The 21,038-nt window shown below is 73.4% G+C and carries 19 protein-coding genes and 1 tRNA gene; 9 read left to right on the forward strand and 11 right to left on the reverse strand.

Annotated features, from left to right (window positions below; all coding sequences use genetic code 11):
* Positions 1 to 52: 52 nt before the first annotated feature.
* The 6 genes from HS041_RS32260 to HS041_RS32285 form a co-directional block, all read right to left on the reverse strand.
* Positions 53 to 1,015, reverse strand: a complete 963-nt coding sequence (locus HS041_RS32260; protein ID WP_196444641.1) for a LacI family DNA-binding transcriptional regulator — start codon at positions 1,013 to 1,015, stop codon at positions 53 to 55.
* A 181-nt stretch (positions 1,016 to 1,196) separates the two neighbouring features.
* The gene (locus tag HS041_RS32265) at positions 1,197 to 2,000 is read right to left on the reverse strand and encodes an IclR family transcriptional regulator domain-containing protein (protein WP_196444642.1); all 804 of its coding nucleotides are present in this window, start codon (positions 1,998 to 2,000) and stop codon (positions 1,197 to 1,199) included.
* Positions 2,001 to 2,060: 60 nt separating this feature from the next.
* Positions 2,061 to 3,380: a 3-carboxy-cis,cis-muconate cycloisomerase gene (gene pcaB / locus HS041_RS32270; protein ID WP_196444643.1), complete on the reverse strand. Its 1,320-nt coding sequence runs from the start codon at positions 3,378 to 3,380 to the stop codon at positions 2,061 to 2,063.
* Between the two features lie 82 nt (positions 3,381 to 3,462).
* Positions 3,463 to 4,668 carry a thiolase family protein gene (locus HS041_RS32275; protein ID WP_196444644.1) on the reverse strand — a complete coding sequence of 402 codons (1,206 nt, stop codon included), beginning with the start codon at positions 4,666 to 4,668 and terminating at the stop codon, positions 3,463 to 3,465.
* Between the two features lie 75 nt (positions 4,669 to 4,743).
* A complete protein-coding gene (locus HS041_RS32280; protein ID WP_196444645.1) occupies positions 4,744 to 5,508 on the reverse strand; it encodes a CoA-transferase subunit beta in 765 nt (254 codons plus the stop codon).
* Positions 5,509 to 5,573: 65 nt separating this feature from the next.
* Positions 5,574 to 6,434 (reverse strand): CoA transferase subunit A, encoded by an 861-nt coding sequence (locus HS041_RS32285; RefSeq protein WP_196444646.1) that lies wholly within the window; start codon positions 6,432 to 6,434, stop codon positions 5,574 to 5,576.
* A gap of 508 nt (positions 6,435 to 6,942) precedes the next feature.
* Between HS041_RS32285 and HS041_RS32290 the strand changes: the two genes are divergently transcribed.
* On the forward strand, positions 6,943 to 8,172 hold the full coding sequence (locus HS041_RS32290) for a CynX/NimT family MFS transporter (RefSeq protein WP_307845545.1): 1,230 nt from the start codon (positions 6,943 to 6,945) through the stop codon (positions 8,170 to 8,172).
* 97 nt (positions 8,173 to 8,269) lie between these two features.
* Positions 8,270 to 9,388, forward strand: a complete 1,119-nt coding sequence (locus HS041_RS32295) for a glycerophosphodiester phosphodiesterase (RefSeq protein WP_196444647.1) — start codon at positions 8,270 to 8,272, stop codon at positions 9,386 to 9,388.
* 54 nt (positions 9,389 to 9,442) lie between these two features.
* Here the strand turns inward: HS041_RS32295 and HS041_RS32300 are convergent, their stop codons facing one another.
* Positions 9,443 to 9,943, reverse strand: a complete 501-nt coding sequence (locus HS041_RS32300; RefSeq protein WP_196444648.1) for a cysteine dioxygenase — start codon at positions 9,941 to 9,943, stop codon at positions 9,443 to 9,445.
* Positions 9,944 to 10,034: 91 nt separating this feature from the next.
* A complete protein-coding gene (locus HS041_RS32305) occupies positions 10,035 to 10,943 on the reverse strand; it encodes an amidohydrolase family protein (RefSeq protein WP_196444649.1) in 909 nt (302 codons plus the stop codon).
* Positions 10,944 to 11,167: 224 nt separating this feature from the next.
* Between HS041_RS32305 and HS041_RS32310 the strand changes: the two genes are divergently transcribed.
* Together HS041_RS32310 and HS041_RS32315 are read left to right on the forward strand one after the other, a co-directional pair.
* Positions 11,168 to 12,163 (forward strand): LacI family DNA-binding transcriptional regulator, encoded by a 996-nt coding sequence (locus tag HS041_RS32310; RefSeq protein WP_196444650.1) that lies wholly within the window; start codon positions 11,168 to 11,170, stop codon positions 12,161 to 12,163.
* 182 nt (positions 12,164 to 12,345) lie between these two features.
* Positions 12,346 to 13,470, forward strand: coding sequence for a serine hydrolase domain-containing protein (locus HS041_RS32315; protein WP_196444651.1), 1,125 nt, complete (start codon positions 12,346 to 12,348; stop codon positions 13,468 to 13,470).
* 215 nt (positions 13,471 to 13,685) lie between these two features.
* Here HS041_RS32315 and HS041_RS32320 read toward each other — a convergent pair whose 3' ends face one another.
* Positions 13,686 to 14,054 carry a phage holin family protein gene (locus HS041_RS32320; RefSeq protein ID WP_196444652.1) on the reverse strand — a complete coding sequence of 123 codons (369 nt, stop codon included), beginning with the start codon at positions 14,052 to 14,054 and terminating at the stop codon, positions 13,686 to 13,688.
* Positions 14,055 to 14,271: 217 nt separating this feature from the next.
* On the opposite strand from HS041_RS32320, the gene HS041_RS32325 reads away from it, so the two are divergent.
* From HS041_RS32325 to HS041_RS32345, 5 genes are all read left to right on the forward strand, one after another.
* On the forward strand, positions 14,272 to 14,547 hold the full coding sequence (locus HS041_RS32325; protein ID WP_307845546.1) for a hypothetical protein: 276 nt from the start codon (positions 14,272 to 14,274) through the stop codon (positions 14,545 to 14,547).
* Positions 14,548 to 14,627: 80 nt separating this feature from the next.
* A complete protein-coding gene (locus tag HS041_RS32330) occupies positions 14,628 to 15,026 on the forward strand; it encodes an OsmC family protein (protein ID WP_196444654.1) in 399 nt (132 codons plus the stop codon).
* A 438-nt stretch (positions 15,027 to 15,464) separates the two neighbouring features.
* Positions 15,465 to 15,538, forward strand: a tRNA-Lys gene (locus HS041_RS32335).
* Positions 15,539 to 15,789: 251 nt separating this feature from the next.
* The gene (locus tag HS041_RS32340; RefSeq protein WP_196444655.1) at positions 15,790 to 16,047 is read left to right on the forward strand and encodes a hypothetical protein; all 258 of its coding nucleotides are present in this window, start codon (positions 15,790 to 15,792) and stop codon (positions 16,045 to 16,047) included.
* A 377-nt stretch (positions 16,048 to 16,424) separates the two neighbouring features.
* Complete coding sequence (locus HS041_RS32345; protein ID WP_230880058.1) at positions 16,425 to 18,008, forward strand: CocE/NonD family hydrolase; 1,584 nt, start codon at positions 16,425 to 16,427, stop codon at positions 18,006 to 18,008.
* A gap of 103 nt (positions 18,009 to 18,111) precedes the next feature.
* Here the strand turns inward: HS041_RS32345 and HS041_RS32350 are convergent, their stop codons facing one another.
* Both HS041_RS32350 and HS041_RS32355 read right to left on the reverse strand, forming a co-directional pair.
* Complete coding sequence (locus HS041_RS32350; RefSeq protein ID WP_196444657.1) at positions 18,112 to 19,518, reverse strand: hypothetical protein; 1,407 nt, start codon at positions 19,516 to 19,518, stop codon at positions 18,112 to 18,114.
* A 2-nt stretch (positions 19,519 to 19,520) separates the two neighbouring features.
* A complete protein-coding gene (locus HS041_RS32355) occupies positions 19,521 to 20,966 on the reverse strand; it encodes a hypothetical protein (protein WP_196444658.1) in 1,446 nt (481 codons plus the stop codon).
* Positions 20,967 to 21,038: the final 72 nt, after the last annotated feature.

The following is a 21,038-nucleotide window of genomic DNA, read 5'->3' on the forward strand; positions in this document are numbered from 1 at the left end:
GGGCCGCGCGTCGCCGGATCCGGTGCATCCCCGGGCGAGGGGGACGGCGGCCCTACGGCGGAAGCTCCCCCGAGCCCCGGGGGATGAGCCGGGTGGGGAGTTCGATCCGCTCGACGGGACCCGAGGCGCCGGACAGGCGGCGGAAGAGCAGCTCGGCGGCGGTGCGGCCGAGACCGGCCGGGTCCTGGGCCACCACCGTGACGGCGGGTGAGAGCACGTCGGCGAGCTCGAAGTCGTCGAACCCGACCAGGGCGGGGCGGTGCCCGGTGCCGCGCAGCACGGCCACGGTGATCCGGCCGTTGCCGGTGAGCACCGCCGTGGGCGGCTCGGGCGTGGTGAGCATCCGGTCCAGCGCGGCCCCGGCCGCCTCCACGGGCCCCATCGCGACCAGGGAGTCGTCGGCGGAGAGCCCCGCGTCGGCCAGCCCGCGGCGGTAGCCGCGCAGGCGCTCGGCGGCGGTGAAGATGGACGGGTCGTCGCCGAGGAAGGCGATCCGGCGGTGTCCGTGGCGGATCAGGTGGGTCACCCCGGTGTGCGCGCCGCCGACGTTGTCGCAGAGCACGGTGTCGGCCTCCAGCCCGCCGGGCCGGTCGGCGAAGACGGCGGCGACGCCCGCGTCGAGCTCGGGCAGCAGGTAGTCGTGGTCGGATCCGGCCGGGACGATGACCAGCCCGTCCACCCGGCGGTCGCAGAAGGTGAGTACGAGCTCCCGCTCGCGCAGGGGATCCTCCCTCGAGGAGCCGCTGAGCACCAGAGAGCCGTGCCGGAGCGCCACGTCCTCGACCGCCCGGCTGATCTCCGAGTAGAACGGGTCGGCCACGTCCTCGATCACCAGGCCGATCGTCGCCGTCCGGCCGCCGCGCAGCACCCGGGCGCTCTCGTTGCGCCGGTAGCCGAGCCGTTCGATGGCGGCCTGCACCCGCGCGGCCGTGGCGGGGTTGACCCCGGCCTCGTCGTTGACGACCCGCGAGACGGTCTTGAGCGCCACCCCCGCCGCCGCCGCGACGTCCTTCATGGTGGGGCGTCCTCGAACACTCCCTGTCACAGGCCGATCATCACCCAGGCGGCGATTTGGGACAACGTTGTCATCGGCGTGGCCCCACCACGACCGCGGCCGGGCGCCGTGGCAGGCACCCCGCCTCGTGCATCCGTCGCTCCGACCGTGCGGGGACGCCCAGCGGCGGCATCGGGCGCGCTCAACGCGACAGGGCGGCGCTCGTCGCCCCCGTCGCGCGCAGGTCGGCCTCGACCCGGGCCGCCGCCGCGAGCAGGGGCGGCAGCAGGTCGCGACGGGCGGACTCGGCGGTCGTACGGCTGGCGTGGGAGGAGACGTTCATCGCGGCGGTCACCCGGCCGGAGCGCTCCCGGATCGGGACGGCGATCGAGCGCAGGCCCTCCTCCAGTTCCTGGTCGACCATGGCCCATCCCTGCGAGCGGATCCTCTCCAGCTCGGCGCGGAGCGCGCCGGGCGAGGTGACGGTCCTGGCGGTGAACGCGCGCAGCTCGGCGCGGTCCAGGTAGGCGTCGAGCTGCTCGGCAGGCAGCCAGGCCAGCAGCACCCGTCCCATCGAGGTGCAGTGGGCCGGGAAGCGGGTGCCGATGTTGATCGTCACCCGCATGATCCGGCTGGTGGCCACCCGGGAGACGTAGACGACGTCCTCGCCGTCGAGCACGGCCACCGAGGCCGACTCGTGCACCTCCGCGACGAGCCGTTCGAGGTGCGGCTCGGCGACCTCGGGCAGCGAGAGACTGGACAGGTAGGCGTAGCCCAGCTCCAGGACGCGGGGGGAGAGCGCGAACAGCCGCCCGTCGGTGCGGACGTAGCCGAGGTCCACGAGCGTCAGCAGGAACCGCCGGGCCGCCGCGCGGGTCAGGCCGGTGGCGCGGGCGACCTCGCTGAGCGTCAGCTCGGGCGCGGCCGCGCTGAACGCCCGGATCACCGCGAGCCCCCTGGCCAGCGACTGCACGTGATCCGAGCCGCGGTCAGCCGGTTCGACCATCTGAGCCCTCCTCGTCCGATCGAACCCTAGCGCCGCCCGCCCGCGGGCCGCTCCCCGCCGTCACCCCGCCCGGCCGAGGATCCGGTCGACGAAGACCCCGGCCGAGCCGAGGTGAGCCGCCGGATCGAGGGCGGCGTCCAGTTCCGCCGGTTCAAGGTCCACGCCCGGGGCGGTCAGCAGCGCCTCCCGCAGGGAGGTCCCGTCCGAGACGGCCCGGGCGCAGGCGGCGTCCACCGCCTCACGGGCCGCCGGGGAGCCGCCGAGCGCGGCGACGGCCCGCTCGGCCATCAGCAGCCCCCGGGTCAGGCCGAGGTTGGACCGCATCCGGTCGGTGTCGACGGTCAGCCCCTCCAGGACCTCACGGAGCCATGAGACGGCGGAGCCGGTCAGCCGGAGCAGCTCTCCCAGCGTCTCCCACTCGGCCTGCCACGGCCCGGCCGAGCGCTCGTGCTCCTGGACCATGCCGGCGAGCACCGAGGCCACCAGGCCGGGGACCCGCTGGACGCAGGCGAGCACCGACATCGCGCCCACCGGGTTGCGCTTGTGCGGCATCGCGCTGGAGCCGCCGCGGCCCGGGGCCTGCGGTTCGGCGACCTCGGCGACCTCGGTCTGGGCCAGCAGCTTCACGTCGGTCGCGATCTTGCCGAGGGTCCCCGAGACCACGCCGAGGGCGCAGGCCAGCTCCGCGACCGGGGTCCTGTCGGTGTGCCAGGGCAGGACCGGCTCGGCCAGCTCCAGATCGGCCGCCAGTCGCGGCAGGACCTCGTGGCCGCGCCCGTCCAGGACCGAGAGCGTCCCGGCGGCCCCGCCGTACTGGACGGGCAGGTCCAGCCCGGCCAGCCGTCGCCGGGCGCGGTCCAGCGCGCTCAGCCAGCCGGCCGCCTTCAGCCCGAAGGTGATCGGTACGGCGTGCTGGAGCACGGTGCGCCCGGCCATGGGGGCGTCGCGGTGCTCGGCGGCGAGCCGCGCGCACGCCTCGGCGCAGGCGGCCAGGTCGGCCAGGACCGGGACGAGGGCGCGGCAGGCGACCAGCATCGCGGCCGTGTCGTTGATGTCCTGGCTGGTCGCGCCGGAGTGCACAAACCGCCGCAGGCCCGGCTCGACCCGCTCGCGCAGGGCTGCGACCAGCGGGATCACCGGATTGCCCGCCGGGCCCGCCCGGTGGCCCAGCTCGGCCACGTCGTAGAGGCCGGGGTCGCACGCCTTGGCGATCGCCTCGGCCGCCGCGGCCGGGATCAGGCCGAGCTCCGCCTGGGCGGCGGCCAGGCCCGCCTCGGCGTCCAGCATCGCCGCCAGCCAGCCGGCGTCCGACACCTCCGCCGCCGCCCCGCCCCGGGAGAACGTCCCCGAGAACAACCCGTCGGATCGCGACGAGGTCATGACCACCTCCGCAGGATGCGTGCCGTTGCCGTCCGAGGACGACCGGCGGTCCGGGGAAGCCTTCCCGGACCCGCCGGGCCCTTCACGAGGGCATTCCCTCCAGGACGACGGCCAGACCCTGGCCGACGCCGATGCAGATGGCGGCCAGGCCGTACCCGCCGCCCCGGCGGTGCAGGGCGTGCGCGAGCGCGCCCAGGACGCGGGCACCGGAGCAGCCGAGCGGGTGGCCGAGGGCGATGGCCCCGCCGTTCACGTTGACGATCTCCGGGTCGAGGTCGGGCCACTCGGCCAGGCAGGCGAGCGACTGGGCGGCGAACGCCTCGTTGAGCTCGACCGCGCTCAGGTCGGACCAGTCCAGTCCCGCGCGCTTGAGCGCCGTGCGGGCGGCCTCGACCGGCCCGATCCCGAACAGGTGCGGCTCCACGCCGGTCACCGCCCGGGAGACGATCCGGGCCAGGGGCGTCCGGCCGGCCCGGGCGGCGCCCGCCTCGTCGCCGAGGAGCAGGGCGGCGGCTCCGTCGTTGAGCGGGGAGGCGTTGCCCGCGGTGACGGTGCCCCCGGCGCGGAAGACCGGCTTGAGACGGGCGAGGGACTCCGAGGTCGTGTCGGCCCGGATCGACTCGTCGCGGTCGAGGGTGGCGAGGGCCGGGCCGCCGGGGGCGTCCAGGGGGACCACCTCGCCGGCGAAGACGCCGCCGTCCCAGGCCGCCGCGGCGCGGTGGTGGCTGCGCAGGGCGAAGGCGTCCTGGGCCTCACGGGTGATCCCGTAGCGGTCGGCGAGGATCTCGGCGCCCTCGCCCAGCGCCACCGTCCACTCGGCGGGCATCCGGGGGTTGACCATGCGCCAGCCGAGGGCCGTGTCGTGCAGGGTCTGCGATCCCCGGTCGAAGCCGCGCGAGGGCTTGAGCATGACCCACGGCGCGCGGCTCATCGACTCCGCGCCGCCGGCGATCACCAGCGAGGCGTCGCCCACGGCCACCGCGCGGGAGGCGGCGATCGCGGCCTCCATGCCGGAACCGCAGAGTCGGTTGACGGTCGTGCCGGGGACGGTGACCGGGAGCCCGGCGAGCAGGACGGCCATCCGGGCGACGTCCCGGTTGTCCTCGCCCGCGCCGTTGGCCGCGCCGAAGAACACGTCGTCGACGGTGGCGGGGTCGAGTTCGGGGGAGCGGTCGGCCAGGGTGCGCACCACGTGCGCGGCCAGGTCGTCGGGACGGACCCCGGCGAGTGCCCCGCCGTACCGGCCGATGGGGGTGCGGACCGCGTCGAGGACGAAGACGTCATTCATGATCGGGGGTTCCCTTCGGCCCGGTACCGGTGGTGTGCGCGCCGGCGTGCACGGGACGCCGGCGTCCGGCGGGGCTCAGGGCCGGCCGCCGGTGAGACTGCGCAGGGCGGCGAGCTCCTGCGCGGTGGGGGGCTCGGTCTCGAGCAGTCCGGGGGCGGCGGCGAGCTCCCAGCCGGTGGCGGCGCGGACCGCCTCCAGGGTGACGCCGGGGTGCAGGTGCGTGAGGACCAGCTCGCAGGTGACGGGGTCGGGTTCGAGGACGCCGAGGTCGGTGATGACCGTCCGGGGGCCGCTGCCGCGCAGGCCGAGGCGCTCGCGGTCTCCGGGGCCCGAGCCGAAGCCGACCGAGGTGACGAAGTCCACGCGGTCGACGAACGCCCGGGGGCTCTGCCGTACGATCACGGTCACCTCGCGGCAGGAGGCGGCGATCTCGGGTGCTCCGCCCGCTCCGGGCAGGCGGACCTTGGGGGCGTCGTAGGGGCCGATCACGGTCGTGTTGATGTTGGCGAACCGGTCGATCTGGGCCGCGCCGAGGAAGCCGACGTCGATGCGGCCGGGCTGGAGCCAGTAGTTGAAGATCTCCGGGACGCTCACGACGGCGTCGGCGGTCTCGGCCAGTTCGCCGTCGCCGATGGACAGCGGCGGGCGGGAGGGCTTGGCGCCGACGGTCCCGGACTCGTAGATCAGCACGAGGTCCGGGGCGTGGGTGCGGCGGGCGAGGTTGGCCGCGACGCTGGGCAGGCCGATGCCGACGAAGCAGGAACCGCCCCGCAGCCGTCTGGCGGCGGCCACGGTCATCATCTCGTCGGAGGTGTAGGCCGGCGCGGAAGGAACGGTCATCGGGGTCTCCGGGGCGGTCGCGGGACGGGTTCCCGCGGTGGTCGCGGGCGGGTTCGCCGGAACGGTCACGGGCGGGCCCCCCCGCCGGTCGCGCGGGCGGCGGACGCAGGGGGGAGCGCCCCACCGGCGAGGACGTGCTCGCGCATCCAGGCGAGGAAGGTCTCGCGGTCCCGGGAGATCTCGTCCCAGGCCTGGTAGAAGGCGTTGTCGCGGACGGAGTAGCCCGCGCTGTAGGAGGGGTGCGAGCCGCCCGGCGCCTCGGACACGCGGGTGATCGCCCAGCCGGGCAGCACGATCGCCCCGGGACGGGGCTCCAGCTCCTCGACGACCTCCTCCACGGTCACCAGGGAGCGCCGGGCCGCCAGTACGGCCTCCTTCTGCACCCCGGTGATCCCCCAGAGCTGCACGTTGCCGTGCCGGTCGGCGCGCTGGGCGTGCACGATCGCGACGTCGGGGGTGATCGCGGGGACGGCGGTGAGCTCCTCGCCGGTGAACGGGCAGGTGATGGGCTTGATGTTCGCGGTCCGCGAGGGCAGGTCGGTGCCGCGGTAACCGCGCAGCACGGCGAAGGGCAGTCCCGACGCCCCGGCGACGTAGGCGTTGGCGATGCCCGCGTGACTGTGCTCCTCGGTCTCCAGCGGGGCGGGCCACTGGTTCTGCACGGCGTCGCGGAAGCGGTGCAGCGAGCCGACGCCGGGGTTGCCGCCCCAGGAGAAGACCAGCCGGCGGGCGCAGCCCATCCCGATGAGCTGGTCGTAGACCAGGTCGGGGGTCATCCGGATCAGGGTGAGGTCGCGGCGTCCCTGGCGGATGATCTCGTGGCCGGCCGCGTAGGGAATGAGGTGGGTGAAGCCCTCCATGGCGACGCTGTCGCCGTCATGGACGAGCTCCGCCACCGCCTCGGCGAGTGGGACCACCGTGGCCATCCTGCCCCCTTCATGCATGTTCGTCATACGAACTCTGGTTCTCTGTGCGAACATACTGAACTCGGACACCGGTGGTCAATGCATCGGTCTCCGTCGCCGCCCATGCCCGCTGTCGCGGCGTGACCGGGGAACCGGCCGATCCTGGGGTTTCCCGATTGAGGAAGGTCTGCGCGGGCAGGGAGGCCGAGGCGCTCCGGGAGGTCGCCTTCCAGACCGGCGCGGGCAGGCTCGTCCGCGTCATCGTCCGCCCGGGGCGCGGCAGGACGGCGTTGCTGCGTTGCGTCGTCGGGCCGGTGCCCCCGGCCGCCGGATCGGTGCGGGCCGGGGGCGTACCGGCGGCCGGGCCGACGCCGCGGACGGCGGCCTTCCAGGAGTACGGCGGGACCCGGACCCGGGCCGACCCGCAGGAGCCGGTCCTCGCCCTCCGGCGCGAGCCGGGACGAGCATCCGAGGATCGGGCTCCGGGCGGTTCCCCCGCCCGTGTCAGGAGTTGTGCGAAGGTTGAACGGTGTCTGAGCGTCGGGGCGGTCTGCCGTGGATGGTGATGGTCGCGGGGTTCGTGCTGGCCTCGTTCAACCTGCGGCCCGCGCTGGCCGGGATCTCGCCCGTGCTGGACGAGATCATGGAGGACCTCGGGCTGAGCGCGGCCGGAGGCGGTGCGATCACCACGGTGATGGTGGTCTGCCTGGGGGTGCTGGCCCCCCTCGCCCCGCCGCTGGCCCGCCGGTTCGGCCTGGACCGCGTGCTCCTGGCCGGGCTGCTGGTCCTGACCGCCGGGGTGCTGCTGCGCAGCGCGGACGGCGTGCCCGCGCTGTACGCGGGCGCGGCGGTCGTCGGCACGGCGATCGCGGTCATGAACGTGGTGATGCCCGCCGTCGTCAAGCAGCACTTCCCCGACAGGGTCGGCCTGTTCACCGGGATCTACGTCTCCGGCCTGGTCCTGGGCGCCGCCGCGGCCTCCGGACTGACGGTGCCGCTGGAACGCGCCACCGGGTACGGCTGGCGCGAGGCGACCGCGATGGCCGCCGTCCCGGCGGTGGCGGCGGCCGTGCTCTGGCTGCCCCAGGCGCTGCGCTCCCGGGGCGCGGGGGGAGCGGAGCGCAGGCCGTTCCGGGAACTGCTGGGAGCCCGGGTGACCTGGTTCGTCATGATCTTCATGGGTGTCCAGTCGCTCACCTTCTACGTCACGCTCGCCTGGCTGCCGACGATCTTCCAGGAGTCCGGGCTCCCCGCGGACCAGGCGGGATACCTGCTGGGCCTGTCCAACCTCGTGCAGGTGGGGGTGACGCTCGCGGTCCCGGTGCACGCAGGGAAGGCGCGCTCGCAGGTGCCGCACGTGACGGCCGCGACCCTGCTCACCGCCGCCGGGTACGCCGGGGTGCTGGTGGCCCCCACCACGCTGCCCTGGCTGTGGATGGTCCTGCTCGGGATCGGCCAGGGGGCCGCGATCGCCCTGGCCCTGCTGATCATCACGCTCCGCGCCCCCGACCCCGCGTCGGTGACCGCCCTCTCGGCCGTCTCCCAGACGGCCGGATACGTACTGGCGGCGCTCGGGCCGTTCCTGATCGGCGTGCTCAGGGAGGGCTCGGGCGGCTGGACGCTGCCGTTGCTGGCCGGGCTGGGCGCGTGCGGGGTCCAACTGGCCGTGGGGTTCCTCGCCGGCCGCCCGGCGCCGTCCGGGGCCGTCCGCGCGGGCGCCCCCGGCTCCGGGGACGCGCCCGCCGCCCGCCGGAAGTGAGGTCCTGCGGCACGGGCACCGACACCGACACCGGGGCGTGCGGAACCGGTCGTGTCGCGGGCACCCGCCGGTCACCTGAAGTCCTTACGTTCCTTTCATGATCCGTAGGTTTCTCGCCGTGGCGCTGACCGTCCTCGCGACCGGTACCGTCACCGTTGTGCTGCATCAACCCGAACCCGCGGCCGCCGACCGCCGCGACCGCCGCGAGCCCATCGTCATCGGCCACCGGGGCGCCAGCGCCCACCGGCCCGAGCACACGCTGCTCTCCTACGAGGCCGCGATCGCCCTGGGCGCCGACTACATCGAGCCCGACCTGGTCTCCACCAGGGACGGTGTGCTCGTGGCCCGGCACGAGAACGAGATCGGCGGCACCACCGATGTGGAGAACCATCCCGAGTTCGCGGCCCGCCGTACCACCAAGAGCATCGACGGGCGGCCGGTGACCGGCTGGTTCACCGAGGACTTCACCCTCGCCGAGCTGAAGACGCTCAGGGCCACCGAGCGCATCCCCGACCTGCGCCCGGACAACACCGTCTTCGACGGCCTCGCGCAGATCCCGACCTTCGAGGAGGTCGTCCAGCTCGCCCAGCGGCACGGCGTCGGCGTCTATCCCGAGACCAAGCACCCCACCTACTTCGACTCCATCGGCCTCTCCCTGGAGGAGCCGCTGCTGGAGGTCCTCGGCACGTACGGATGGCGCGGACGGCGCGACCCGGTCTTCATCCAGTCGTTCGAGACCGCGAACCTGCGTGAGCTGCGCAAGAAGACGAGGCTCCCGCTGATCCAGCTCATCAGCGCGAGCGGCGCGCCATACGACTGGATCGCCGCCGGGGACCCCCGCACCTACGACACCATGGTCACCCGCGAGGGGCTGCGCGAGGTCGCGGGCTACGCCGACGGGGTCGGCGTGGACACCCGCCGGATCGTCCCGGTCGGCCCCGACGGCCGCCTCCTCGCGCCGACCACGCTGATCGGCGACGCCCACCGGGCCCGCCTGGAGGTCCACACCTGGACCGTCCGCAACGAGAACTCCCAGCTCCCGGTGGACTTCCGGCTCGGTGACCCGGCCAACCCGGCCTTCCCGCGGGCCACCGGCGACGTGATGGGCTGGCTGGAGAAGCTCTACCGGCTCGGCCTGGACGGCGTCTTCGCCGACGACCCGGGCATCGCCCGGGCCGTCAGGGAGCGCGTCCTGCGGCGCGGGGGACCGGCCTGACGCCCCTCCCCGGCGCCGCCGGAGCCGAGCCGCGCTCCGGCGGCACCGGGGCCGTCAGGCGACCTCGTCCACGGGGCGCAGCTCGTCGGCGTAGCTGACCGAGACGCGGCGCATGAGGCCGGTCCCGCTTATGGAGTACTGGCCCATCCGCCACAGCGGCGGCGAGTAGGCGTGGATCGAGACGGAGCCGTGCTCCGCGCCGGTCAGCCGGTGGATGTGGTCGGGGCCGAAGGAGAACGACTCGCCCGCGGAGACCACGGTCTCCAGGTGCTCGCCGCCGATGCGCGGGTTGCACTCCAGGAGCGTCCCGGCCACCACCCGCACGGCACCGGCGGAGGTGTCGTGGTCGTGCCAGCCGGTGTCGTCCTCGGGACGCCAGCACAGCAGCCAGACGTCCACGTAGGAGTCGCGGTGGAGGGAGGCGTAGTGGCGGCCTCCCTCCTCGGGGAAGGCCACCTGGTCCGCCCAGCGGGACGGGTCGTCGGCCAGCGCGTCGACCAGGTCGCGGAGCTCGCGCCGGTCGAGGACGCGTGCGGGCAGGGACTCGAAGCTCACCGCGGCGCTCCGGCGGGTCCGGAGGCCCCGGTGGGCGCCGGTGAGAAGGGGGACGCGGAGAGCGCACAGCGCTCAGGGCCCTGGGACTGGTTCACGTGCGAGACTCCTCCCGGTTCAGCAGGCGGTTGGGGTTGGTGACGGTCACGGCGTGCCGGGCGGCCGCACCGAGGGCGGGTGCGAGGTCGGGAGCGGTGGCGTAGGGCTGGTCGGAGCCGTTCACCACGACGTCGACGCCCAGCTCGCGCACCGTCGCGTCGACGGCCCGGGGGCCGTAGGAGGAGGTCTCCACGAAGACCCGGGGGTCCACCGGTCCCCGGCCTCCGCCGCCCCGGCTGAGCAGCCGCTCGGTGTGGAGCGGGGCCAGACCGGCCAGCAACGCGAAACAGACCCGGAGCTCGGGGTGCCGCGGGCGGCCGAAGGCGGCGAACGCGAACCACGCGGCGTGCATCTGCTGGACGTACGGCACGACCGCGGGCCACCAGCCGGGGCTCTGCGCATGTTCGGGCGAGCATCCCGCAGGACCGGGGTGGACGAAGAGCGGCAGGTCGTGCCCGGTCAGCACGTCGAGCAGCGGAGCCACGCTCCGCAGCCCCTCCTCGGTCCGTACGGCCGTCGCCGGGAGCTGGAGGCCGACGAGGCCGCGGTCGAGGTCCGCGCCCAGCCGTGCCGGGTCGGCGTCGGCGAGGCAGGTCGCGGCCCACGCCCCGAAGGGGGCGGGGAGCGCGAGGGCGTCGTCGTGGTAGGCGCCGATGAGCGGCCACGCCTCCTCCGGCGGCAGGGATTCGACGCCGAGCGGGCTCGACAGCGAGACCAGCGCCAGGTCGAGGCCGGCGTTGAGGGTGAGCCTGGCGGCGAGGTCGTGGTCGCGCGGATCCACCTCGTAGGGAGGCTCGCCGTCCAGATGGAGGGTCCAGCCGTCGAGGCGGGGCGGTGCCGTACGGCGCCGGAGCGCGTCGGTGAACGCGGGCGTCCAGAGGTGCTGGTGCACGTCGACGGTCATTCCCCCTCCTCCATTCTGCCTATTCCCTACCTACAATACAGGTAACCCTTCTGGCCTCGGCGCGATCTGGCGATGCAGTTCGGTGAACCGTTTCAGTGAACCGCTTCACCTGAAGGCGTGTCAATCGGCTCGCGCGCCGCGGGGCCCCGGCGGGGGGCGCGGAGCCGCGTGGCGGGCGCGGATTCCGGCGTTCCGGTGTCAGAGGGGAGGCATAAGCTTGCCGGGTGCCGCAGCCACGCAAACGCGCGACGATCCGCGAGGTCGCCAAGGCCACCGGTCTCTCCCCGGCCGCCGTCTCCTATGCCCTGCGCGGCATGCAGGTCTCCGGGGAGACCATCGAGCGGGTCCGCCGGGCCGCCGCCGAGCTCGGTTACGAGGCCGACCCGATCGCCCGCGCGCTGGCCAGCGGCCGGACCGGGATGATCGGCCTGCTCTGCGGTTCCCTGGAGGACCTCTGGCAGCAGGCCCTGGCCGTGGGCATCGGCCGCGCGCTCAAGGACAACGACCGCTACGCGCTGATCCTGGACGCGGCGGGGGACCCGGCGCGGGAGCGCACTTTGGCCGGGCAGCTCCGCGACCAGCGGGTGGACGCGCTGATCGTGCAGCCGGTGGACCCGGCGAGCCCGTTCTGGGCCTCGATGTGCGAGAGCCTTCCGGTGGTGGCGATCGGCGACGCGCTGGCCGGGGCCCGGACGGCCGGGGAGGTCGTGTTCGACAACCGGACGGGGGTGACCCTGTCCCTGGAGCACCTGGGCGACCGGGGGCACCGGCGGATCGCCGTGCTCACCCCGACCCGGGACAGCACCCCCGACCGTCCCGCCGACGTGCACGTCCTGGCGGAGGCCGAGCGGCTGGGCCTGGACATCGAGGTCGTCACCGCCCCGCAGGCGCTGGCGGACGCGACGGAGGCCGCCGACCGGGCGCTCGCCGCCGGGCACCGGGCGTTCTTCTGCTTCGCCGACTCGATCGCCTACGGGGTGTACGCCGCGGCGGCCGGACGGGGGCTGGCGATCCCGGGCGAGGTGGCCGTGATGGGCTACGACGACCATCCCATGTCCGGGCTGCTCAGCCCGGGGCTGACCACGGTCGACTGGGACATCGACGGGATCGTCCGCGCCGCCGTCCGCATGGTCGTCGGCGCCGTCGACGGCAGGCCGCACCGCCGCCGCATCGTCCAGTCCCCCCACCTTCGCGAGCGCGGCTCGGTCGGCTCCGGCTGAGCCCGCCCCGCCGGCCCCCGCCGTACGGCCCGCGCCTGATGGCCGAAAGGCCTACTCCTGCGGACCGAGGGAGCCGCGAGAATTCAGGGTCGTGATAGGTGATCGCTCCGATGCCCCGGGCCTCCCGGTGCCGGATCTTGGTTCCCGGGGACCGGAAGCCGGTGCCCGGATCGGAGGAGCACGTGAACAGCAGGAGAGCCGGCGTCGTCGCCGGCCTGACCGCGTCCATGCTGGCCGTCACCCTGGTGGGGACCGCCCTGGCGGGCACCGGTGAGCGGTCCGGGAGCGCCCCGGCCGGCAGCGGGGACACAACCGGCCTTCAGGCGGCGCTGGACAAGATAGTCAAGGACGGTTCGGTCTCCGCGATCGCCGAGGTCCGCACCGCGGACGGGGTGTGGCGGGGCGCCGGCGGCACGGTGACCGCGAACGGCTCCCGGACGCCGCGGGCCGGCGGATACTTCCGCATCGGCAGCGTGACCAAGACCTTCACCGCGACCGTCGTGCTCCAGCTCGTCGGCGAGGAGCGGCTGGAACTGACCGACAGCGTCGAGAAGTGGCTGCCGGGACTGCTGAAGGACGGCGACCGGGTCACCCTCAGGCAGCTGCTCACGCACACCAGCGGCCTGGCGGACTACACCTCGCAGATGTTCCAGCCCTCCGGCCTGCTCAAGGACCGCTACCGCACCTGGAGGCCCGAGGAGCAGGTGGCGATCGCCGAGGGACTGCCGCGGAGCTTCCCGCCGGGCGAGAAGTTCGAGTACTCCAACACCAACTACATCGTGCTCGGCATGGTCGTCGAGAAGGTGACCGGCCGGCCGTACGGCGAGGAGGTCGAGCGGCGGATCCTGAGCCCTCTGGGGCTGAGGGACACCCGGGTGCCGGGGAGCCGCCCGGGCATCGGCGGCCCGCACGCCCACGCGTACGTGCCGGTGGAGAAGAACGGCAAGCAGGTCCTCGTCGACACCACCAGGCTCGACCCGACGGTGGCGGGCGCGGCAGGGGAGATGATCTCGACCGCCAGGGACCTCAACCGGTTCTACCGCGCGCTGCTCGGCGGCAGGCTGCTCGGCCCCGACGGGCTGCGGGAGATGAAGGAGACGGGGAAGAACGACTACGGGATGGGACTGCACGTCACCAAGCTGTCCTGTGGCGCCGCGCTGGGGCACAGCGGCGGCATCCTCGGCTACGCCACGATGGCCTTCACCTCGCCGGACGGCACCCGCCAGATCGCCCTGTCGGCGACGCCGATCGCCGAGGGGGCCGGGCCGGCGGTGGACGCCATGCTCGAGACCGCGCTCTGCTCCTGATCAGGCGCTCCTGATCAGGCGCTCCTGATCAGGCGCTCCTGATCAGGCGCTCCTGATCGGGCGCTCCTGACCGGGTGCCGGATCCCGGCGGCGGTGCGGGGAGCCGCCGGACGCCCCGGCCCGCGGGGGGCGGGCCGGGGCGGATGCCTCGTGCGGGGCCGCCGTGCGGAGGCGCCGTGCGGAGGCCTCCGCTCCCGGGCGGTCCCAGCGCGGTCTCAGTCGCCGAGCACCAGGTCGAGCAGCCAGCTCACCACGCCGACGATGATCGCTCCCCAGAAGGCGGCCCAGAAGCCGTTCACGTGGAAGGGGAGGTCGAGCTGGGCGGCGATCCAGCTCGTGAGCAGGAGCAGCCCGGCGTTCACGATGAGGGCGAACAGGCCGAGGGTGAGGACGTAGAACGCGCAGCCGACGGTCTTGATGATCGGCTTGAGGACCGCGTTGACGAGGCCGAAGATCAGGGCGGCCGCGAGCAGGGTCAGGACGTTCTTGGTGGTGGTGTCGCCGGTGACGGTGATGCCGTCCACGAGCTGGGTCGCCGCCCACAGGGCGGCCGCCACGATGAGGATTTTGACGATGATCTTCACGCTGGGGCGTCCTCGAGAGGTTGGTCGGATGGGCGGTCGGTCTTCACGGCGGTGGGGCACGTGTACACCAAGACACTAGACACTCCGGAGGTCCCGTGGCGGAAGCCGTTCTGCGATCTCGGAAGGGGGGCGGCGAAGGCGGGATGCTCGCCAGACGCGCGGATCGTGAATGATCACCCGGATCTGCGGGCAGAGGGGGCATAAGGGGGTGGGTTTAGTGAAAACGGACCAGTTGGAGGCGCTGCCGGCACAGGAGCTGCACGAGCGGTCGGTGAACTACGCCGTGCGTCACGGAGACTTCGGGTTCCTGTGGGAGCTGCTCAAGGTGATCCCCGCGGCAGAGGTGGTCAGCGGGAACAGCGAAGAGGCGGCCAATGACCTCAGCCGGGTCTCGGCCCTGCTCAGTGACGCCATGGCGTCGGGGCACGGGGATCTCGGCGAGGCGCTGCGTCCGTTCTACATCGAATATCTGTCCAAGCATCCCGACGCCTGACCGCTCGGCGGCAGGGGCCGTCCTGCTCGGCCCGCCGGCCGCCGGTAGGGTGATCGGCAGGCGATGAGAGGGGACATGTCGTGGCGTCGGTGAACGTGGAGCGGACCGAGAGCGGATACGTCGCGCGCAACGACCGCGGGGCGGAGGTCGCCATGGGCGGAGGGGACGAGCAGGGGGTGTTCACCCCGGTGGAACTGCTGCTCGCCGCGCTCGGCGGCTGCAACATCGTCACCGTCGAGCCGCTCACCGCCCAGCGCGGCCACCGGCTGGTCCGCCTGGCGATGACCGTCCACGCCGAGAAGGTCGAGACCTCGAAGCTGGGCCCGATCACCGTCACGTACGACGTCGAGCTGCCCGAAGGCGACGAGAAGGCCGACGAGGTCTTCCGGGCGGTCGCCCACCGGGTCGAGGAGAAGTACTGCACGGTGAGCAGCGCCCTGCGCAACCAGACCGAGGTCGTCCTGGAACTGCCCGAGTGACGGGGCGGACCCGGTCCGTTGGCCCGGGTATACCGGGTCAACTCCGGCTGTAGGCCCAGAATCAACCTGCGGATGACGTGCTCGTTGCAATCGGTTCTGTAGCGTTGAAGTAGGTCAAGAGGTCCGGCAGGCCCCGCAGTGACACACACGGGGCGTATGCCGGGTGACCCACAAGCTTTCACCGGAACAGGACGCGGGGGATCGCGTCTCTGAGCGGAGCCGCCTGAGTCTTGGGGGAGGCGAAGGAGAGGCCCGCAAAGTAGAGGCGGAGCCGGACGGTTGGGGGAACCGTCCGGCTCCGTATCTATGTGGGGGAGAACCGTCCGGAGACCCTCGCACGGATCGCCCTCCGCCCCTGCGGCCGGCCGCGTCCCGTGACGGGTGTTCTCCGCGATGTGCGTTTCGCCTGGCGGTGCTGCTAGAGTTGGGCCATCGCAAGCGCCGCTAGCTCAGTTGGTTAGAGCAGCTGACTCTTAATCAGCGGGTCCGGGGTTCGAGTCCCTGGCGGCGCACCGATCAAAGACCCAGGTCGTCCGACCTGGGTCTTTGCCGTTACGGGCCTTCGCTCGTGGGCGGGTCGGGTTCCGCGGGGAGGTATGACCGCTGGGCGGTGGGCATTCTGGGAGTTCGCGGGCGGGTGCAGGAACTCCGAAAATGTCAGTGGCGTTCGACATGATGGAGCTGTGAGCGGGACATAAACGATGAGACGGGGCGCCACCGGGGACCTACGGGACCCGGCGATCCCCGGGGAGAGAGGCATGCGATGCCGATCACGATGAGCGTGCCCGAGCTGGCACAGGTGCTCTTCACCTCCGCGTTGCAGGCATCCGACGACCCCTCGCCGGACCAGGTCCGCATGGCCGTCAAGCAGCGGCTGCGGGCCTGCCACGAGGATCTCGCCGATTGTGTGGCCTGCGTGGCGCAGGAGGCCGGCGACCATCCCGAAACCTACGCGGCCCGGATGCGCTGGGCGCTGAACATGGCCGACAGGGTCGGCTCCACCACCCCCGTCACGGTCTGACGACCACTCTCGTCACGGCCTGACCACGACGATCTCCGGGCCTCCGGCCGGGAGACGGGACCACCGGGAGCGGGCGGGTCCGCGGAGACGCGGCCCGCCCGTTCCCTTTGTCATTGATTCGTAATACCTGACTACTTACTGGCGAGTAATAGAACGGGTTACATTCCACTCACTTCGCCGGTCCGTCCGCGGAGCCTCCGTTCGATCGCCCCGTCTGCGGATCCGGCCGCCAACAGGTCTGCTCGCCATGCCTGGAATGCGGAGAGTCCGTGTGGGCCTGGATTCAGGGACCTTGAGTGAGTCTTCCCCCCGCCCGTTCCTCACGCCCTAAATGCAACAGGTTCTATGTCGCTGCGGCGTCGCTGCCCGCGATTCTCATGGTCGCGGCCCTCGGGGCACCGGCCTCCGCGGCGGTGAGCCCGGCCGCACCCCCGGCGGTGGCCGTCTCCGCCGTCGCCGAACCGTCGTTCCGGACCGTGGAGATCCCCGTCGCGGCCGACGTCGTCCTCAAGGGGAACGTGTTCGTTCCCGCCGGGGCCGACGCCGCTCATCCGGCCCCGGTGGTGATCCTGCCGACGTCGTGGGCGATGCCCCAGATCGAGTACCTCGCCCAGGCGAAGAAGCTGGCCGAGCAGGGTTTCGTGGCGGTGACGTACGTGCCGCGCGGATTCTGGGGGTCCGGCGGCACCATCGGGGTGGCGGGAGCGGACGACATCGGCGACGTCTCCCGGGTCGTCGACTGGGCCCTGGCCGGCACTCCGGCGGACCCCGCGCGGGTCGGCGCGGCCGGGGTCTCCTACGGTGCGGGCCTGAGCCTGCTGGGCGCCGCCGCCGACCCCCGGATCAGGGCCGTGGCCGCGATGAGCGGCTGGGCCGACCTGACCGAGTCCCTGTACGGCGGCGGCACCCAGCACCTGATGGCGGCGGGGCTGCTCGACGTGGCCGGCCGCATCACCGGCAGACCCTCACCTGAGCTGGAGGAGATGCTCGACGAGTTCTACCGGGGAGAGAACATCCAGAAGGTGATGGACTGGGCGGGCCTCCGTTCGGCCGCCGCCCACGTCGACCGGATCAACGCCAACGGCACCGCCGTGATGATCTCCAACGCCTGGGGGGACAGCATCTTCCCGCCCAACCAGGTCGGCGACTTCTTCGACCGGCTCACCGGTCCCAAGCTGCTCCAGATGCGCCCCGGCGACCACGCGACCACCGAGGGACTCGGCCTGGTCGGGCTGCCCAACGACGCGTGGCGGGACGCCCGGGACTGGCTGGCCCACCACCTGGCCGGCGCGGACAACGGCATCGACCGCGAGGGCCCCGTGGTGGTCCAGCCCAAGCTCCAGGACGGCTACGAGACCTACCCCAGCTGGGCCGGTCTGGCCGGATCCCGGCTGGAGCTGCGGCTCGGCGACGAGGACTGGCTCCGCAACGGCAAGCTGGACCCGGACGCCGGAACCGGGTGGACGACCACCATCCGCACCGGGCTCGACTCCGGCGCCTCCTCCGGTCTCATCTTCGCCTCGCCCACGCTTGAGCAGCTCGCCAAGCTGCCGCCCATGGTCCCGTTCCCGGCGCTGCTGCGCACCCACGCCGGGATATGGAGGACCCCGAAGCTGACGGAGGACCGGCAGGTGCGCGGCGCCGCCCGGCTGCACGTGACGTTGACGCCCACGGCCGCCGACGGCACGCTCTTCGCCTACCTGTACGACGTGGACGCGCTCGGCGTCGGCCGGCTGATCGCGCACACGCCGTACGGGTTCACCGGCAGGCGGCCCGGAGTGCCGTTCGCCGCCGACGTGACGTTCCAGAGCACCGCCTACGACGTGTCCGCCGGGCACCGCCTGGCACTGGTCGTCGACACGGTGGATCCGGCGTACAAGGAGAGCAACCCGGCGCGCGCCAAGGTCACCTTCTCCTCGCCGGAGGACGACCCCTCCCGGCTCTCGGTGCCGCTGCGCTGACCTCCCCGGCCGGACGCCCGGCGGACCCCCGACGCGACGGGGGCCCGCCGGGGCATTCCCGGCGGGTGTCCTCCGGGGAGCGGGCCGTGTCCCCCGCGACGTCTCAGCCGGGTTCCGCCTGCCGGAAGGCCCGGACGACCGCCCCGGAGAGCGAGGTGAGGCCGGTGACGGCCGCCTGCCTCGGGAGCAGGACGGACTCGGGGGAGTCGACCCCGGCGCCGGCGGGCCGTTCGGAGCCCGCGTAGACGATCTCGATCACGGTGGAGCCGGTCAGGACGAGGGAACCGGCGGCCCCCGCCCGCAGGTCCGGCGTCCGGTGCTCCCGGTACTGGGAGTACGCCGCCGCGCCCAGCCCGTTCAGCTTGGCGACCCGGCCGTAGGTGACCCCGGGGAAAGCGGGGTCCTTCCTCTCGCCCTGCAGCCGCACGGCGCGCGCGTACCGCTCGTCGTAGTGCCGGCGGGCAGCCTCTGGGTCCGGTCCTCCGGCCCGGTCGGTGAAGGAGACGACGTTCACCGAGACGGCGCGCAGCCGCAGGCCCCTCGAACCGTGGATGTCCGGGTTCTCCCACCAGCAGTTGACGGCCGTCCGGTCGGGCTCCCGCGTACGTCCCGCCCCCGTCTCCGGACCGGGGACCAGCCGGGTGACGGCGGGGGTCAGCGCGGCGCAGGTCCTGGGGAAGGCGATCGGGACCGGTGTGGGCGTGGCGGTGGAGGTGGGGGTGGGAGACGGTTCCGGGACGGCGGTCGAGCGCGTGTACGGCCTGCCCTCCCGCCACGCCGCGACCGACTCCGTCGCCTGCCGGAGCAGGAGCCCGGTCTCCCTCAGGAGGTTCTTCTCGGTGACGGACCCCGCCGCCAGGCCCCGGAGGTGGCGGTCGTACCTCACCGTGAGGGTGACGTCCCCGACCCGGCCGAACCCCTCCCCGGAGGCGATCCCGCTGCTGTCCGACAGGGGCCAGGAGGACCGGACGTGGGCCCCGTCGCCGACCCCGGTGAGCCGTACCGGCCGGGAGTAGCGGTAGATCTTGGCCGGAGCGGCCGCGAGGCGCTGGGCGCTCTGCAGGCCGAACCCGTAGCTGTCCTGGGAGATTCGGACGGCGCTCCTGTCATGGTCGCTTTTGTGCCGGGTGACTACGAGCTCGATCACGCCGTGCGCGGTGCGGCCGTCGGGGGAACTGTGGTCCCCGCGCCAGGAGCAGCCCCAGGTGGTCTTCTGGGAGTCGTCGCGGCTGTCTCGCTCGAGTTCCGGCCGCGGGATGAGGCGGCCGACCTCGGCTGCGTCGATCATGGCGCAGACGCCGGGAGCCGCCCTCGGGGTCCGCGCCGCGGGAGCGGCGGACGCTCCCGCGGCGTGCGGGCTCCCGGGGGAGTCCGGCCGGGCCGCGAGGTAGACGGCGACGCCGCCGGTGACGGCGAGCGCGGTGGCGCCCGCCACGACCGGCGCGGCCCAGCGCCGCCGGGGCCCGGCGGCGGGCGGGGCGGGGTGCGGAGGGAGCGGAGGGGAGGCCACCGCTACTCGATCCCCGTCCGCCGGAAGGCCTCGACGACCGCCTCGGTGACCGGGAGGAGCCCCGCCACGGCCTGCTTCTGCGGCATGAGGACGGACTTGGGAGAGTTGATCGGTGCTCCCTTGGGGCGCTCGGAGCCGCCGTGGGTCACCTCGATCACGGTCGGGCCGACGAGCACGGCGCTGTCGGCGATGCCCGCGTGCACGCTCGGCGTCCGGTTCTTCCGGTACTGGTAGTAGGCCCGCTCCCCCCAGCCCTTGGGTTCGGTCACCTTGTAGTAGAAGAGCCCCTGGAACCCGCTGCCCTCCCACTCCTTGGCCTTGGCGCGCAGGTCGATGAAGTACTGCTTGGCCGCTCCGGTGTCCGGAGCCCCGGCCCGGTTGGTGAAGGTGGTGAAGTTGACGAAGACCGTGCGCATCCCGACCCCCTTCGCGGCGGGGACCTCCCGGTTGTTCCACCGGCAGGTGACGATCGTCCTGCCGCCGTCCTGCGTGCGCTCGGACTTCGTCGCCGCGCCGGGGACCAGCGGGGTGGCGACCGGCGCCACCGCGGCGCACGTCTCGGGCAGGGCGATGGGCACCGGCGTGGGCGTCGGGGTGGGGCCGGTGGGGGTCGGGGTGGGCGTCGAGCGCGCGTACGGCCTGCCCTGCCGCCACGCCGCGACCGACTGCGAGACCTGCCCGAGCAGGAGCTTGACCTCCCGCAGCGCGTTCTCCTCGGTGACCGCCTGCCTGCCCGTGGTGGTGAAGATGGGCAGGTCCTTGCGCTGCTGACTGGCCTGGTACTTCACCTCGACGGTGACGTCCCCGATCCGGCTGAACCCCTCGCCGAAGGCGTTGGGGGTCTTCCCCTTGTACCAGGTGTACTGGGCGTGCGCCTCGTCGCCGATCCCGGGAAGCTGGAGCACCGGGGAGTAGTAGGCCTCCTTGCTGGGATGGTGCTCCAGGTACTGGTGGTAGTTCAGGTCATGGCCGTAGTCCGTCCGGGAGACGGTGTCGGCGGTGTCGTTCTTCTGCGGCTGGTGCTGGGTGATCTCGACGGTGATCTCGCGCTGCCGGCTGTACTCCCCGAAGGAGTAGTCGAGGTTCTGCCAGCTGCAGCTCCAGGTGATGTAGCCCGGTTCCGTGTCCCGCTTGTCCCGGGTGGACTCGACGGGGTTCCCCCGCGGGACGAGGCGGTCGGTCTCGAACGCGTCGATCGTGGCGCAGGCGTTGATGGGCCCGGCGGGAGTACGGGCCGCGGGCGTGGCCGAGGCGGCGGGGGCCGGGACCGGATCCTGCGGGCCGTCGGACCGGGTCAGCAGGTAGGCGACGCCGCCTCCGGCGACGGCGAGGGCGGTCACGCCCGCCACGACGGGGACCAGCGACCGGCCTCGGCGGGGGGCGGCGGACGGCACGGTGGCCGTCCACCGGACCTGCGTGGTGGGGGGCTCGGGACTGTCGTGGCTCATGGAGCCTCCTACGGGGGAGTCGGGGGAACGGGGTCGTGGCTCACGAGATCTCCTGTACTAGGAGTCGGATGA

This window comes from Planomonospora sp. ID67723 (assembly GCF_015711605.1).
GTDB lineage: Bacteria > Actinomycetota > Actinomycetes > Streptosporangiales > Streptosporangiaceae > Planomonospora_A.

Coding starts and splice junctions, on each gene's coding strand:
- HS041_RS32260 (WP_196444641.1), bottom strand. CDS start 1,015: ATGAAGGACGTCGCGGCGGCGGCGGGGGTGGCGCTCAAGACCGTCTCG.
- HS041_RS32265 (WP_196444642.1), bottom strand. CDS start 2,000: ATGGTCGAACCGGCTGACCGCGGCTCGGATCACGTGCAGTCGCTGGCC.
- pcaB (WP_196444643.1), bottom strand. CDS start 3,380: ATGACCTCGTCGCGATCCGACGGGTTGTTCTCGGGGACGTTCTCCCGG.
- HS041_RS32275 (WP_196444644.1), bottom strand. CDS start 4,668: ATGAATGACGTCTTCGTCCTCGACGCGGTCCGCACCCCCATCGGCCGG.
- HS041_RS32280 (WP_196444645.1), bottom strand. CDS start 5,508: ATGACCGTTCCTTCCGCGCCGGCCTACACCTCCGACGAGATGATGACC.
- HS041_RS32285 (WP_196444646.1), bottom strand. CDS start 6,434: ATGGCCACGGTGGTCCCACTCGCCGAGGCGGTGGCGGAGCTCGTCCAT.
- HS041_RS32295 (WP_196444647.1), top strand. CDS start 8,270: ATGATCCGTAGGTTTCTCGCCGTGGCGCTGACCGTCCTCGCGACCGGT.
- HS041_RS32305 (WP_196444649.1), bottom strand. CDS start 10,943: ATGACCGTCGACGTGCACCAGCACCTCTGGACGCCCGCGTTCACCGAC.
- HS041_RS32340 (WP_196444655.1), top strand. CDS start 15,790: ATGCCGATCACGATGAGCGTGCCCGAGCTGGCACAGGTGCTCTTCACC.
- HS041_RS32345 (WP_230880058.1), top strand. CDS start 16,425: ATGGTCGCGGCCCTCGGGGCACCGGCCTCCGCGGCGGTGAGCCCGGCC.
- HS041_RS32355 (WP_196444658.1), bottom strand. CDS start 20,966: ATGAGCCACGACAGTCCCGAGCCCCCCACCACGCAGGTCCGGTGGACG.